Origin of the sequence: Pseudomonas sp. MNR3A (assembly GCF_009650575.1) — a bacterium.
Classification (GTDB): Bacteria; Pseudomonadota; Gammaproteobacteria; order Pseudomonadales; family Pseudomonadaceae; genus Aquipseudomonas; species Aquipseudomonas machongensis.
Window position 1 is genome coordinate 64,819 of record NZ_VZZS01000003.1, and the last position, 14,172, is coordinate 78,990.

Genomic DNA, 14,172 nt, shown 5'->3' on the forward strand with positions numbered 1-14,172 from the left:
TTTGTCACCCCTGCGTGGCTGGACGTCGTGTCCGCTCAACTACTCTAGTGAGCGTCTGGAATTTCTGCCCTGGGATGGGCGCGGCAAGCTGTTACGGGGCTTGTCGGGTGTGGCAAGGAGCTGGCGAATGAAGGATTCGACTCGGTTGTATGCGTGGCGAGGCGTAGATGCGCAGGGGGCGCGGGTCAGTGGGCAGATGCAGGGGCGCAGCCCGGCATTCGTGCAGGCGGGGTTGTTGCGCCAGGGAATCAAGGGCGCGCGGGTGTGGCCAGCGGGTGGGCGAGGTTGGAAGCTGCCGCTGCGGCGGGAGAAGGTGGATGCGCCGGGGTTTTCGCGTCAGTTGGCGACGCTGTTGAAAGCGGGGGTACCGCTGTTGCAGGCGTTCGAGGTGATGGGGCGCAGTGGTGCAGACGCTGGGATGGTGCGGTTGCTGGGGCGCTTGCAGCAGGATGTTTCTGCAGGGTTGGGGCTGGCGGATGCGCTGCAGCGGCACCCGCGTTGGTTCGATGCGTTGTTCTGCAACCTGGTGCGAGTCGGGGAGCAGTCGGGGACGCTGGATCGGCAACTGGAGCAGTTGGCAGACCTGCTGGAACGGCGTCAGGCGCTGCGGCGCAGGGTGCGCAAGGCGATGCTGTATCCGCTGATTCTGCTGCTGACGGGGCTTGGGGTGTCGGCGTTGCTGTTGCTGGAGGTGGTGCCACGTTTCGAGGGGATGTTTGCGGGAGTGGGCAAGGAGTTGCCGGTCTTTACGCGGTGGGTTATCGAATTGTCTGACGCTCTGGGGCGGCATCTACTGGGTGTGCTGGGGATATTCGGTGTGGCGGGTCTGGCGGTGCGCAAGCTGTATCGGGAGCACTTGCCGGGGCGGTTGTGGATGATTCGCCAGGCGCTGCGGGTGCCGGTGTTCGGGCGCTTGTTGAGCCATGCGGCATTGGCGCGCTTCGCACGTAGCCTTGGGACGGCCTATGGTTCGGGGGTGGTGTTGCTCGATGCGTTGGAAACCGTGGCGGCGGCGAGCGGCGATGCCTTGCACGAGCGGGCGATCCGCCAGTTGCGCCAAGGCATGGCCAATGGCTTGGGGCTGCATCAGGCGATGGCGCTGGAGCCGTTGTTCGCGGCGCTGTTGGTGCAGTTGACGGCGATCGGTGAGTCGAGCGGCACGCTGGAAGCGATGCTGAACAAGGCGGCCTGTCATTACGAGGAACAGGTCGGGCAGGCGCTGGAGCAGTTGACCAGCATGCTGGAGCCAGCCATCGTGCTGATCCTCGGTGTTCTGGTGGGTGGCCTGGTGGTGGCCATGTACTTGCCGATCTTCCAGTTGGGTAGCCTGATCTGACATGAATCTGTGGACTTTTCTTGCCGACCAGCCAGGGTTCTTCCTGGCGAGTGCAGCCGTGCTCGGGCTGCTGGTGGGCAGCTTTCTGAATGTGCTGGTGCATCGGTTGCCGGTGATGCTCGAACGCCAGTGGCAGAACGAGGCGCGTGAGGTGCTGGGGATGCCGGTGGAGGCGCATGAGCGTTTCGACCTGTGCCTGCCGGCCTCGCACTGCCCGGGCTGCGGGCATCGGATTCGGGCGTGGGAAAACATTCCGGTCGTGAGTTACCTGGCCCTGCGTGGGCGCTGCTCGGCGTGCAAGGGGCGGATCAGCCTGCGTTATCCGCTGGTGGAGCTGGCCTGCGCGGGGCTGTCGCTGGTGGTGGCGTGGCATTTCGGAGTGAGCGTGCAGGCGCTGTTCGCGATGGTGCTGACGTGGTGCCTGCTGGCCCTGAGCCTGATCGATGCGGAGCATCAATTGCTGCCGGATGTGCTGGTGCTGCCGACGTTGTGGCTGGGGCTGGTGGTCAATGCCTTCGGGGTATTCGTGCCGTTGGCCGATGCGCTGTGGGGTGCGGTGGTCGGTTACCTGAGCCTGTGGTCGGTGTATTGGCTGTTTCGGTTGGTCACCGGCAAGGAGGGCCTGGGCTATGGCGACTTCAAGCTGCTGGCGCTGCTGGGCGCATGGGGCGGCTGGCAGGTGCTGCCGCTGACGCTGTTGCTGTCGTCGGTGGTGGGGGCGGTGATCGGGCTGTGCCTGCTGCGGCTGCGCAAGGCTTCGCTGGGGACGACGATGCCTTTTGGGCCCTATCTGGCAATTGCGGGCTGGATCGCATGGCTCTGGGGTGATGAAATATACGCTTCCTACATGCAACTGCTCGGATACTGATGACCACTGCTGCATTTACCCCCTGGATTCTCGGACTGACCGGCGGCATCGGCAGCGGCAAGAGCGCTGCCGCCGAGCGTTTCGTCGAGCTTGGCGTGCACCTGGTGGATGCCGACCAGGCGGCGCGCTGGGTGGTCGAGCCGGGTCGGCCGGCGCTGGCGAGCATCGTCGAGCGCTTTGGTGCGGGCGTGCTGCTGGATGACGGCACCCTTGATCGCTCGGCCCTGCGCCAGCAGATCTTTGCCGACCCTGCGCAGCGGCGCTGGCTCGAGCAACTGCTGCACCCGCTGATCGGGCAGGAGATCTTCAGCTACCTGGCCAAGGCCGAGTCGCCCTATGCGGTGTATGTGTCGCCGCTGCTGATCGAGTCGGGGCAGTACCAGAAGACCCAACGCATCCTGGTGATCGATGTGCCGCAAGCGCTGCAGATCGCGCGCACGCTGCAGCGTGACAACACCAGCGAGGAGCAGGTGCAGGCGATTCTCAAGGCGCAGTTGGCGCGGGAAGAGCGCCTGCGCCATGCCGACGATGTGGTGGTCAATGACCGCGACCTGCCGTGGCTGCATGAGCAGATCGACCAGTTGCATGCCTTTTACCTGACTTTGCGAGGAGGCCAGCCTTGAGCCAGCCAATGACCGTCGATTGCCCGACCTGTGGCGCACCTGTGGAATGGAGCGAGAAGAGCCCGAACCGGCCGTTCTGCTCCGATCGCTGCAAGCTGATCGACCTGGGGGCCTGGGCGGCCGAGGAGCACAAGATTCCAGCGGCGCCGGAGTCGGAGGATGAGCTGTATTCGGGGGATCTTGAGCCTCGGCATTGATTTGATGAGGGGGTGGGGATGGCCCAGGCTTTTGCTGGTGCCATTCCCGCAGAGGGTTTCTACAGGCGTTTTTAGAGGCGATTCAGTCCTTCCCCTCGCCCTCTTCATCCTTCCACGGGGCCTGCAGGTAGCGGGTGCGGTTGAAGGTTTCCAGCCACTCGGGGCAGAACACCACCAGGGCGCTGATCACGGTACCGTTGATGAAGGCCTCGGGGAATATCATCAGCCACAGGTAGCCGACGAAATCGCTGAGCCACTCGGGCATGGCGAACAGCCCGTCCAGCCATAGCACACCCAGCGCGGCCATCAGGCACAGCAAGGTCGCCAGGGCGGCCGCGAAGAATCCCGAACAGAAGATATAGACGAACAGGTTACGCGGCTGGGCGCGTTCGACCAGGATCGCGCACACCTCGGTGACCAGCACCGGCAAGCCGATGATCAACAGGCCGTTGACGCCCAGCGCTCCCAGGTCCTGGCGGCCGAGGGCGAGCAGGCCGAGCTGGGCAAGAAAACCGCCGAGTATGGCCAGCGGCCAATCCAGCAGGAGGGTCACGGCGGTCATGCCGATGAAGTGGTAGGACACGCCGGTGTCGAAATCGCGCCGCACCAGCCACAGCGCGAACAGGCCGAACACGGTGCCGAACAGCAGGTGCTGGCGGCGGGTGTCGGTGAACAGCTCGACCCAGCGGGTGCGGCTGGCCGCCCAGATCAACAGGGGAACGTAGGCCAGCCAGCCAAGCGTGAGACTGGTGGAGGACAGGACCTGTGCGCTGATCACCGCGACCTCGCGTGCATGTCGGATGCTTTCGAGTCTACACCCATTCCCTGATGACGATTCCCACGAACAAACAAGCCCTTATCCTTCACAATTGCAGGCTAAGCTTGTTCCCATGGATGACTCAGACTACCTGCGCCTGCTTACCATCCAGGCCGAACAAGCCAACGCGTTCCTGTCCAATGCCCGCAAATGGGAGCGTGAGCGTTGGGTCTGCCAGCGCCTGCTGCAAGGGTTGAACATTCCCTACCGCAGCGAGGACTTCACCCCGGCCGGGCAGGAGCCGCCTGACGTGCTGTTTCGCGATGCGGCGTTCGAGGTGTTCTTCGTACTCGACGAAGGGCGTCGGCTCAACGACGAATGGCGCGAGGAGCTGCAGCGTCGGCGCAGTGCCTTCTCCCTGGCCCAACTGGTGCGCCGCGAAGCGCGCCCCCGGCGAATCAGCGCACAGGAGCTACTCGCGCGCCTGGCCCCGACCCTGCGCAAGAAGGCGCACAACTACCGTGAGCGCGGGCTGGACTTGGGCGAGCTGGACATCATCGCCTTCGCCAGCCTCAAGCGCGAGGTGCTCGACCTCAACAGCCATTTCCCACCGCCCACCGAATACCTGCGCCAGGGCTGGCGCTCGTTGTCGCTGGTGGGGCCGACCTTCGCCCGGGTGTTGTTCGCCCACCCGGACGCGCCGGATTTCCTGCGCGGCAACCTGGGGCGCAGCATTCTGTTCGATGTCGGTATCAGTCTTTGATCGCGTGCCGGGTGTCTTTGCGATGGCGTACACTCGGCGGCGGAGATGAAAGGTATTATCATTTGTTTCACGTGCTTGCGATAACGCTGCAGGAAAGGTTGTAGCGTTCTCGTCATCCCAAGCGTCTACCCACGAGGCCCACCATGACCAGCCGCCTGAATCCGGAAGATCAGCGTCGCGTCGATGAGTATCTGCGAGCCCCCCAGCATCAAGTCGAGCGCAAGCCTTTCAGGCCCTGGCTGCTCCTTGCCCTGGTGGTGATCGTGACCATTGGTCTGGGCCTGTTGAGCCGCTTGCTGAGTGGACTGGTGCTATGAGCTGCCTTGCGCTCGCCCTCCTCTCTTGCACGCAGCGGCCGGACCTTGTGTCCAGGAATTCCGTAAAACTTGTGAGATATCCCCATGACTCATCGCATCGTGATTGTCGGCGGCGGCGCCGGCGGCGTGGAACTGGCGACCCGCCTGGGTAAGAGCCTCGGCAAGCGCAAGCGCGCCGAGATCACTCTGGTCGACGCCAACCTGACGCACATCTGGAAACCGCTGCTGCACGAAGTGGCTGCCGGTTCGCTGAACTCCTCGGAAGACGAGCTGAACTACGTGGCCCAGGCCAAGTGGAACCACTTCAACTTCCAGCTGGGGCGCATGAGCGGCCTGGACCGTGAAGGCAAGCAGATCCAGCTGGCCGCGACCCTCGACGAAGAAGGCCGCGAGCTGCTGCCGGCGCGCACCCTGGGCTACGACACGCTGGTGATCGCCGTAGGCAGCAACACCAACGACTTCGGCACCCTGGGCGCGGCGCAGCACTGCCTGTTCCTCGACAGCCGCAAGCAGGCCGAGCGCTTCCACCAGCAACTGCTCAACCACTACCTGCGCGCCCACGCGGGCGATCAGGCCAGCGAGCAGATCAGCGTGGCCATCGTCGGCGCCGGTGCGACCGGTGTGGAACTGGCGGCGGAGCTGCACAACGCAGCCCACGAGCTGGCGGCCTACGGCCTGGACCGCATCCAGCCCAAGGACATGCACATCACCCTGATCGAGGCTGGCCCGCGCGTGCTGCCAGCGCTGCCGGAGCGCATCAGCGTGCCGGTGCACAAGACCCTGGAGAAACTCGGGGTGACGGTGATGACCAACGCTGCGGTCAGCGAAGTGACCGAGGAAGGCCTGAAAACCGCGACCGGCGAAGTGATCCAGGCGAGCCTGAAGGTGTGGGCGGCAGGTATTCGTGCGCCAGGCTTCCTCAAGGATATCGACGGCCTGGAGACCAACCGGATCAACCAGCTGGTGGTGCGTCCTACGCTGCAGACCACGCGGGATGACGACATCTTCGCCTTCGGCGACTGCGCCGCCTGCCCGCAACCAGGCAGCGACCGCAATGTGCCGCCACGGGCGCAGGCGGCGCACCAGCAGGCTTCGATGCTGGCCAAGAGCCTGAAGGCGCGGCTGGAGAACAAGCCATTGCCGACCTACGCGTACAAGGACTACGGCTCGCTGGTGTCGCTGTCGCGGTTCTCGGCGGTAGGCAACCTGATGGGCAACCTGACCGGCAGCGTGATGCTGGAGGGTTGGCTGGCGCGGATGTTCTATGTGTCGCTGTACCGCATGCACCAGATGGCGCTGTATGGGGTGTTCCGCACGGCGATGTTGATGATCGGCAGCAAGATCGGCCGCGGCACCGAGCCGCGGCTGAAGCTGCACTGATCAGCTGAGATCACGAGGGCCGCTTTGCGGCCCTTTTTGCGAGCACGTCGCCGCGCAGGTGCGGCAAGCTCTGGTGTGACCGGCAGGGCAGAGTGCCAAGCTGGGTCAGTTGCATGGCCGCTCCAGGTGCGCGAGCAGACGCGAGACGGTGTCGGCCAGTGGCCCGGAGTTGTCGAGCACCAGCAAGCCGAGGTCGGCCTCGCGCGCTTCGCTGGCAAAGCGGGCATTACGCGCCAGGCGCGCCTCCACTTCCTCCTGCGACTCACGCCCCCGCGCCAGCAGGCGCTGGCGCAGGATGTCCTGTTCGACACTGAGCAGCACCACCTGCAAATTCGGATAACGCTGCCGCGCCGTGTTCAGGTAGCCACGCGAGCCGTTCACCAGCACGTCGTGCCCCTCCCCAAGCCACTGGTCGATGACCCGTGGAATGCCGTAATGCAGGCCATTGGCCTGCCAGTGCAGGGCAAATGCGCCGTCCCCGCGCATCTGCTCGAACTGAGCGGCGCTGACCGCCAGGGCGGCTTCGCCCATCGCTTCGGCAGACCGGGTGATGACCCGCCGGGCAATGCGACAGCCACGCGCTGTCAGTTGTTCGCGGGCGGCGTCCAGCAGGCTGTCCTTGCCGGATCCGGACGGCCCGATCAGGTAAATCAACCTGCCTGCCATCAGTACACCCTCTTCGCTTCTCGCCATACATGCCGCACCGACGCGGATATCGCCACGGTCATGCAGCCCTCGCAGCACTGACCCTTTGCACGATACGGGGCAAACCGATGCCGCTGTGCTCGGCGGTGCCGAGATTGACCGCAGCAGCAGGCTGGTCGAATGATAATCGCTGGGAGGATATCCAGCAGCCCCTCGCGCGCCAAGTCGGCCGCTGCCACAGAGATTGTGGCTGGCCTTCCGATTTTGCACAGGACAGTTGCTACCCAGGAAAACAGCCGCGAGTTACGAAATGATTTTCTTGAGACAAAAGAAAAAGGGCATCTCATTCGAGATGCCCTTTTTACATGGTGGGTCGTGTAGGATTCGAACCTACGACCAATTGGTTAAAAGCCAACTGCTCTACCAACTGAGCTAACGACCCGGAAAATGGTCGGGGTGAGGGGATTCGAACTCCTGACATCCTGCTCCCAAAGCAGGCGCGCTACCGGACTGCGCTACACCCCGAAATTGGCTCCGCGACCTGGACTCGAACCAGGGACCCAATGATTAACAGTCATTTGCTCTACCGACTGAGCTATCGCGGAACTGAACTTCGTACAACTCTTACAGCTTCGAAGCTTGTGTTAGCTTCAATCTCTTTAGCGTTGTCGCTGCTGAGGTCGGCTATTCTACATTCTTCGTTTTGCTTGTCAACCACTTTTTTTTACCCAACTTACTGATTTGTAAGTTGTTTTCAGATCATCTTTACCGCCGGTGATCTGCGTAGTGCCTGACAGCGGGGCGAATATTAGGGGCACTCGTTTTTTTGTGCAAGCATTTTTTTCAAAATTTTCAGCGAGTTAGATCCAGCGCCGAAAAATCAGGGGTTTGCGGGGTTGCGCAGGTGCCATCGCGGGGCAAGCCCGCGATGGCAACTTCGTCAGGCGAAGACGATTTCGTCGCCTTCCACCTTCGCCGTGATCGCCGCACCCGGCACGAACTGGCCACCGAGGATCAGTTGCGCCAGCGGGTTCTCGATCCAGCGCTGGATCGCACGCTTGAGCGGCCGTGCGCCATACACCGGGTCGTAGCCAACGGCAATCAGCTTGTCGAGGGCTTCCGGGCTCAGGCTCAGCGACAGCTCGCGCTCGGCCAGACGACCACGCAAGCGGCCCAGCTGGATCTCGGTGATACCGGCGATCTGCTCGCGGCCCAGCGGCTCGAACACCACCACTTCGTCGATCCGGTTGATGAACTCCGGACGGAAGTGCGAACCCACCGCATCCATCACCGCCGCACGTTGCGCCTCACGGTCGCCGACCAGTTCCTGAATCTGCGCCGAACCCAGGTTGGAGGTCATGACGATGACCGTGTTGCGGAAATCAACGGTACGCCCGTGGCTGTCGGTCAGGCGGCCATCCTCCAGTACCTGCAGGAGCACGTTGAACACATCCGGGTGCGCCTTTTCCACCTCGTCGAGCAACACCACCGAGTAGGGCTTGCGACGCACCGCTTCGGTCAGGTAGCCGCCCTCCTCGTAACCCACATAGCCTGGCGGTGCACCGATCAGGCGAGCGACAGAGTGCTTCTCCATGAACTCGGACATATCGATGCGCACCATGGCCTCCTCGGTGTCGAAGAGGAATTCGGCGAGCGCCTTGCACAGCTCGGTCTTGCCCACGCCGGTCGGGCCGAGGAACAGGAACGAGCCGCTCGGGCGATTCGGGTCGGACAACCCGGCACGCGACCGGCGCACGGCGTTGGCCACGGCAGTGACCGCCTCGTCCTGGCCAATCACCCGCTCGTGCAGCAGGCCTTCCATCTTCAGCAGCTTCTCGCGCTCGCCTTCGAGCATCTTCGACACCGGGATGCCGGTCCACTTGGAGACGACCTCGGCGATCTCTTCCTCGGTGACCTTGTTGCGCAGCAACTGGTTCTCGGTCTTGCCGTGCTGATCGACCATCTGCAGGCTGCGCTCCAGGTCGGGGATCACCCCGTACTGCAACTCGGCCATGCGACTCAGGTCGCCTTTGCGGCGGGCGGCCTCGAGTTCCTGGCGAGCCTGTTCGATCTTTTGCTGGATCTGCGCCGAGCCCTGTACCTCGGCCTTTTCCGACGCCCAGATTTCCTCGAGATCGGAATATTCGCGCTCAAGGCGCTCGATTTCCTCGGTGAGTTTTTCCAGGCGCTTCTTCGCCGCTTCGTCCTCTTCCTTCTTCAGGGCCTGGGACTCCACCTTCAGTTGGATCAGGCGACGATCAAGACGGTCGAGCACCTCTGGCTTGGAGTCGATTTCCATGCGGATGCGGCTGGCGGCTTCGTCGATCAGGTCGATGGCCTTGTCCGGCAACTGGCGGTCGGTGATGTAGCGGTGGCTGAGCTTGGCCGCAGCGATGATCGCACCGTCGGTGATGGCCACCTTGTGGTGCACTTCATAACGCTCTTTCAGGCCGCGAAGGATGGCAATGGTGTCTTCCTCGCTCGGCTCCTCGACCAGCACCTTCTGGAAACGCCGCTCGAGCGCTGCGTCCTTCTCGATGAACTGGCGGTACTCGTTGAGCGTGGTGGCGCCAACGCAGTGCAGCTCGCCACGGGCCAGGGCCGGCTTGAGCATGTTGCCGGCGTCCATCGCGCCCTCGCCCTTGCCGGCGCCCACCATGGTGTGCAGCTCGTCGATGAACAGGATGATCTGGCCTTCCTGCTTGGACAGCTCGTTGAGCAGGCCTTTGAGGCGCTCTTCGAACTCGCCGCGATACTTGGCGCCAGCGATCAGCGCCCCCATGTCCAGGGCGAGCAGGCGCTTGCCCTTGAGGCCATCGGGCACTTCACCATTGATGATGCGCTGGGCCAGGCCTTCGGCGATGGCGGTCTTGCCGACGCCGGGCTCGCCGATCAGCACGGGGTTGTTCTTGGTGCGGCGCTGCAGTACCTGCACGGTGCGGCGAATTTCGTCGTCACGGCCGATCACCGGATCGAGCTTGCCCTCTTCGGCACGCTTGGTCAGGTCGACGGTGTACTTGTCCAGCGCCTGGCGCGATTCCTCGGCGTTGGCATCATTGACCGCCTCGCCACCGCGCAGGTTGTTGATGGCGTTTTCCAGGGCCTTCTTGCTCACGCCCTGGCCAAGCAGCAGCTTGCCAACCTTGCTGTTCTCGTCCATGGCGGCGAGCAGCACCAGCTCGCTGGAAATGAACTGGTCGCCCTTCTGCTGGGCCAGGCGGTCAGCCTGGTTGAGCAGGCGCGCCAGGTCCTGGGACATGTTCACGTCGCCCGTGGGGTTCTGGATTTTCGGCAGCTGGTCGAGCTCTTTGGTCAGCGCCTTGCGCAGGCTGCTGATGTCGAAGCCTACCTGCATCAGCAGGGGCTTGATCGAACCGCCCTGCTGCTCGATCAGTGCCTGCAGCAGATGCACAGGTTCGATGGCCGGGTGGTCCATGCCAACGGCCAGGGATTGGGAATCGGATAATGCCAGTTGCAGCTTGCTTGTCAGTCGGTCTATTCGCATGGGGATACCTTCCTTTAAAGGGCAGGCGGAGCGATGGACAGCACCTGTAATGAAGAACCTGCCTGAGATGACCAATAGATAAGGCTGATTCTGGAAGATTCAAGCTTAGCGGGGTTGACCGAGGTCAGCCTGATGAACCGATCGAAACAGAAACGCCCCGGCAAGCCGGGGCGTTCTGGGAGATGACACGGAGTTGGTTTTTAAACGCTTAACGCACACCACTCTGACGCAGGGCCGCAGGCTGGAAGTCAGCCTTGTTGGCGCTGAAGCTGAAGTCGTAGGATTTTTTCTCCTCGTTCTTCATGCCCAGTGCCAGGTAGCGGCCCGACTGCAGGTCATAGATCGCTTCGAGGGTGTACCAAGGCACCTGATTGTTGTAGTACGGCTGGGCATGCGCCTCGGACACGCGCCACAGCTGGTTGCGCCCGTCGTACTGGTCGATCACCGCAGCCTGCCAGGTATCTTCGTCGATGTAGAAGTCACGCTTGGCGTAGATGTGGCGCTGGCCTGGCTTCAGGGTCGCGACCACATGCCACACACGACGCAGCTCGTAGCGAGTCAGGTCCTGGTTGATGTGGCCGGCCTTGATGATGTCGGCGTACTTGAGCTTAGGATCGTCGAGCTTGTAGGCGTTGGAGGCGATGTACATCTCCTTCTTGCCTTCAAGCTTCCAGTCGTAGCGGTCCGGCGCGCCGTTGTACATGTCCAGGTTGTCGGAGGTGCGCAGGCCGTCGGCGGCGGTACCCGGGCCGTCGTAGGAAACCTGCGGCGCCTGGCGCACACGGCGCTGGCCGGCATTGTAGATCCAGGCCTTGCGCGGTTCCTTGACCTGATCGAGGGTCTCGTGCACCAGCAGCACGGTCCCGGCCAGACGCGCCGGCGCAGTCACTTCCTGCTTGAAGTAGAACAGCACGTTGCCCGGGTTGTTCGGGTCGTAGTCCTTCATCTTGTCGCGGAACACGAACTGGTCGTTGAAATACACCAGGCTATAGGAACCGTTCTGCTGCGGCGTGGCCTGGGTGACCAGACGCGACACACTGCCACCGCGATAACGGGTGATGTGGTTCCAGATCACCTCGACACCGCTCTTGGGAATCGGGAACGGGATCGCGCCGCGGAAGTTGTTCAGGCCGTTGCCGCCTTCGACCAGGGTGGTCTGGGTGGCGTTGGACTTGATGTCGGCGTACACGGCATCCGGCACGGTGGCGCCGCGGTGGGTCTTGTACACCGGCAGCTTGTAGGTGTCCGGATAGCGCTTGAGCATCGCCAGTTGGCCAGGGGCCAGCTTGTCCTTGTACTGGTCGGCGTTCGCGGCGGTGATGGTGAACAGTGGCTTTTCGCTGCCGTACGGGTCGGACAGGAAGCCCCTGGCATCGACACTGCCGGCGGTCTTGGCCAGCGGCTCCCACGGGCCGATCGAGCCATCGGCGTTACCGGCCTTCTCCGCGCCCATCGGCGTGAGCGTGGTACCGAGCTTGGCCGCCTCATCGGCGGAAACCGCAGCCATGACGCTGGTCGCCAGCAGGGACATGCCCAGCACACCGGCTTTCAGCAGACTTGTGGTCATCTTCATCGTTGTCGTCCTGGATCAGAGTTCTTAGAAGTTCACGCCGAAGCTGAGGGCGACGAAGTCGCGGTCATCCACGGTGCTGTACTTGCCATCGAAGAAGTTGGTGTACGACAGGCTCGCCGTGTAGGTGTTCTGGTACTCCGCGTCCAGGCCCAGGCTGATCGCCTTGCGGCCTTCCTCGAAGTTGCCACCAGGGCCCGGCGAGTAGCCGGACACGTCGTGGGACCAGGCCACGTTGGGCTTGAGGTTGACCCCGGCGAAGACGTCGTTGTAGTCCCAGATCACCCGGGCGCGATACCCCCAGGAGGTGCTGGTGGTGTAGCCGTCGTTCTCGCACTTGCGGTTGAGGTTGGTGGTCGACGCCCCAGCCCCGGCACCGGCGATGGTGCTGGCGTTGAGTGCCTGGCAGGTGTCGGCGCCGCCGGTCGCCGGCAGCGGGCCTGGGCCGAACACCGGGTCGCGGCCATAACGGGTGTCGTGTGCGCTCTCCAGGCCACCCACGTGGGTGACGCCCAACTCGCCCACCACGGTCATGCGGCTGGCGCCCATCACCTGGTCGAAGAAGTGCGTCAGGGTGGTCTGGAACTGGGTGATTTCCTTGCGGCGATAGCCGTGCAGGTCCTGACCCGGGGTACCGTTGAGCAGCGAAGCGTTGGCCAGGGCGCCGCCCAGTGGACGCACACCGGCGAACAGGATGTCGGTGGTGTTCAACTGCACAGGAGCGTTGGGACGGTAGCTGATTTCACCGCTCCACGCCGTGCCGGTGGGCAGGGTGGTGGAGAAGCTCAGGCCGTACAGGCGGATGTCTTCAGGGTACTCGACGAAGTATTGCGAGTTGCCCGCGACGATCAGCGGCGCCAGCGGGCGCAGGCTGGCCGGCAGCGACGGAATGCCGGCGAATACCGCAGGCGAGGCGCCGGTGGCGCTGAAGATCGGCGCACGGCTGTGGTAGTTCATGAAGTAGGCACCGAACTCGGTGTCCAGCGGTTCGAACATGTAGCGCAGCGCCACGCCGAACTGGCCGCTGTCACGCGCGTCGCGGTCCGGACCACGGCGCACCATCACGCCCTCTTCGTTGATGTTCACGCCACGGGTGGCGAGGAACTGCTGCGCTGCGCCTGGCACCGTGCGGCTGCTGTTGAGCACGCGCAGGTTGTCGGTGCAGCCGTCGGAGATGATGTCGGGCTGGGAGAAGAAGGTGCCGCAGTTGTCGGTGACGGTCTGGTCCCATTCGAGCTGGTAGAAGGCTTCGGCCGACAGGTTGTCGGTCAGGCTCTGGGAGATGTAGAACATGTTGACCGGGATCAGGCCTTCCTTGATCTCGGCGCCTGGGCGGCGGAAGGCAGCGACGTCGATCGGGTTGATCGAGTTGATGCCGCCCCCGATGAAGGTACTTTCACCCCAGCTCACCACCTGCTTGCCGAAGCGCACCGAACCCGGCATGTCGGCGATGGCGTAGTTGTGGTAGATGAACGCGTCGAGCAGTTGCGCGCCCGAGGACTTGGCCCCCGACTTGCGCCCCGAGTCGCTGATATCCTTGAACTCGCGGCCTTCGTCCTTGAGCTCGAAGTCGTACCAGTACTTGCCACGGACGAAGACGCCGGTGTCGCCGTACTTGAGTTCGAGATCGTGGATACCCTTGAAGATCTTGGAGAAGGTCTCGCCTTTCTTGAAGTTCAGGTGGCCATCGTCGGAGGTCTGGGACAGGCCCTTGCCACCGTTGTTGACGCCGATCAGGTTCTTGTTGGGGTTGGCAGTCGACCAGCTGGCCCCGATGGAGAGCGATGAGTCGAACTGACCTTCGATTTCCCCGATGTTGAAACTCACACCGAATGCGGGACTTGCGAGCGTGGAAGCGAGGCTGACGGCCAAGGGCAGCTTGGCCCGGCGCCAGAACGGGTTTGCAGATGTCATCGACGCTACTCCATGTACTTTTTTGTTATGGCAGTGAGTCCTTTCAGAAAAGGCCCCGAGCGCTGCGAGCAGGCTCCTGCCAGAGGCAGCACGGCATGCGCGTGCGCCCTCCCCCATTTCTGAAAATCCCCTGACCCGACTATAGCCAGCGGCCACACGCGCTTGATCCCTCTAAAGTGTGATTTGCGTCTCGCAAGCAGAGGCATCGCAAATGGCCACTTCGATCGCTGGCAGTGCAGAAGCATGGCTCAATTTCGTCGTTTGACAAGGCGCGATACCTCTAACACGCGGGTCACG

12 protein-coding genes and 3 tRNA genes are annotated in these 14,172 nt (G+C 63.1%); 7 read left to right on the top strand and 8 right to left on the bottom strand.

Features of this window, described 5'->3' with window-relative positions:
- Positions 1-127: 127 nt before the first annotated feature.
- Genes F6X62_RS02100 through yacG form a run of 4 tightly spaced genes read left to right on the top strand, consistent with a single transcriptional unit; the run spans position 128 to position 3,024 of the window.
- Positions 128-1,336 (top strand): type II secretion system F family protein, encoded by a 1,209-nt coding sequence (locus F6X62_RS02100; protein ID WP_153772563.1) that lies wholly within the window; start codon positions 128-130, stop codon positions 1,334-1,336.
- Between the two features lies 1 nt (position 1,337).
- The gene (locus F6X62_RS02105; RefSeq protein WP_153772564.1) at positions 1,338-2,204 is read left to right on the top strand and encodes an A24 family peptidase; all 867 of its coding nucleotides are present in this window, start codon (positions 1,338-1,340) and stop codon (positions 2,202-2,204) included.
- The gene (gene coaE / locus F6X62_RS02110; protein ID WP_054895241.1) at positions 2,204-2,827 is read left to right on the top strand and encodes a dephospho-CoA kinase; all 624 of its coding nucleotides are present in this window, start codon (positions 2,204-2,206) and stop codon (positions 2,825-2,827) included. Before F6X62_RS02105 ends, coaE begins: the two co-directional genes overlap by 1 nt.
- Positions 2,824-3,024, top strand: coding sequence for a DNA gyrase inhibitor YacG (gene yacG / locus F6X62_RS02115; protein WP_054895240.1), 201 nt, complete (start codon positions 2,824-2,826; stop codon positions 3,022-3,024). The genes coaE and yacG overlap by 4 nt, the downstream gene beginning before the upstream one ends.
- Before the next feature lie 82 nt (positions 3,025-3,106).
- Here yacG and F6X62_RS02120 read toward each other — a convergent pair whose 3' ends face one another.
- The gene (locus tag F6X62_RS02120; RefSeq protein WP_153772565.1) at positions 3,107-3,802 is read right to left on the bottom strand and encodes an energy-coupling factor ABC transporter permease; all 696 of its coding nucleotides are present in this window, start codon (positions 3,800-3,802) and stop codon (positions 3,107-3,109) included.
- A gap of 112 nt (positions 3,803-3,914) precedes the next feature.
- On the opposite strand from F6X62_RS02120, the gene F6X62_RS02125 reads away from it, so the two are divergent.
- The 3 genes from F6X62_RS02125 to F6X62_RS02135 all read left to right on the top strand — a co-directional run bounded on the left by F6X62_RS02125 (position 3,915) and on the right by F6X62_RS02135 (position 6,241).
- A complete protein-coding gene (locus F6X62_RS02125) occupies positions 3,915-4,544 on the top strand; it encodes a DUF1780 domain-containing protein (protein ID WP_054895238.1) in 630 nt (209 codons plus the stop codon).
- A gap of 143 nt (positions 4,545-4,687) precedes the next feature.
- Positions 4,688-4,861, top strand: a complete 174-nt coding sequence (locus F6X62_RS02130; RefSeq protein WP_054895237.1) for a DUF3094 family protein — start codon at positions 4,688-4,690, stop codon at positions 4,859-4,861.
- A gap of 84 nt (positions 4,862-4,945) precedes the next feature.
- Positions 4,946-6,241: an NAD(P)/FAD-dependent oxidoreductase gene (locus F6X62_RS02135; protein ID WP_054895236.1), complete on the top strand. Its 1,296-nt coding sequence runs from the start codon at positions 4,946-4,948 to the stop codon at positions 6,239-6,241.
- 105 nt (positions 6,242-6,346) lie between these two features.
- Here F6X62_RS02135 and phnN read toward each other — a convergent pair whose 3' ends face one another.
- From phnN to F6X62_RS02170, 7 genes are all read right to left on the bottom strand, one after another.
- Positions 6,347-6,907 carry a phosphonate metabolism protein/1,5-bisphosphokinase (PRPP-forming) PhnN gene (gene phnN, locus F6X62_RS02140; RefSeq protein ID WP_153772566.1) on the bottom strand — a complete coding sequence of 187 codons (561 nt, stop codon included), beginning with the start codon at positions 6,905-6,907 and terminating at the stop codon, positions 6,347-6,349.
- Positions 6,908-7,252: 345 nt separating this feature from the next.
- Positions 7,253-7,328, bottom strand: a tRNA-Lys gene (locus F6X62_RS02145).
- A gap of 6 nt (positions 7,329-7,334) precedes the next feature.
- Positions 7,335-7,411 (bottom strand) — tRNA-Pro (locus tag F6X62_RS02150).
- Positions 7,412-7,415: 4 nt separating this feature from the next.
- Positions 7,416-7,491, bottom strand: a tRNA-Asn gene (locus tag F6X62_RS02155).
- Positions 7,492-7,826: 335 nt separating this feature from the next.
- Positions 7,827-10,391, bottom strand: a complete 2,565-nt coding sequence (clpB, locus tag F6X62_RS02160) for an ATP-dependent chaperone ClpB (RefSeq protein ID WP_054895234.1) — start codon at positions 10,389-10,391, stop codon at positions 7,827-7,829.
- A 208-nt stretch (positions 10,392-10,599) separates the two neighbouring features.
- Positions 10,600-11,964, bottom strand: coding sequence for a DUF1329 domain-containing protein (locus F6X62_RS02165; RefSeq protein ID WP_063542951.1), 1,365 nt, complete (start codon positions 11,962-11,964; stop codon positions 10,600-10,602).
- A gap of 24 nt (positions 11,965-11,988) precedes the next feature.
- Positions 11,989-13,875 (bottom strand): DUF1302 domain-containing protein, encoded by a 1,887-nt coding sequence (locus tag F6X62_RS02170; protein ID WP_153772567.1) that lies wholly within the window; start codon positions 13,873-13,875, stop codon positions 11,989-11,991.
- Positions 13,876-14,172 lie beyond the last annotated feature (297 nt).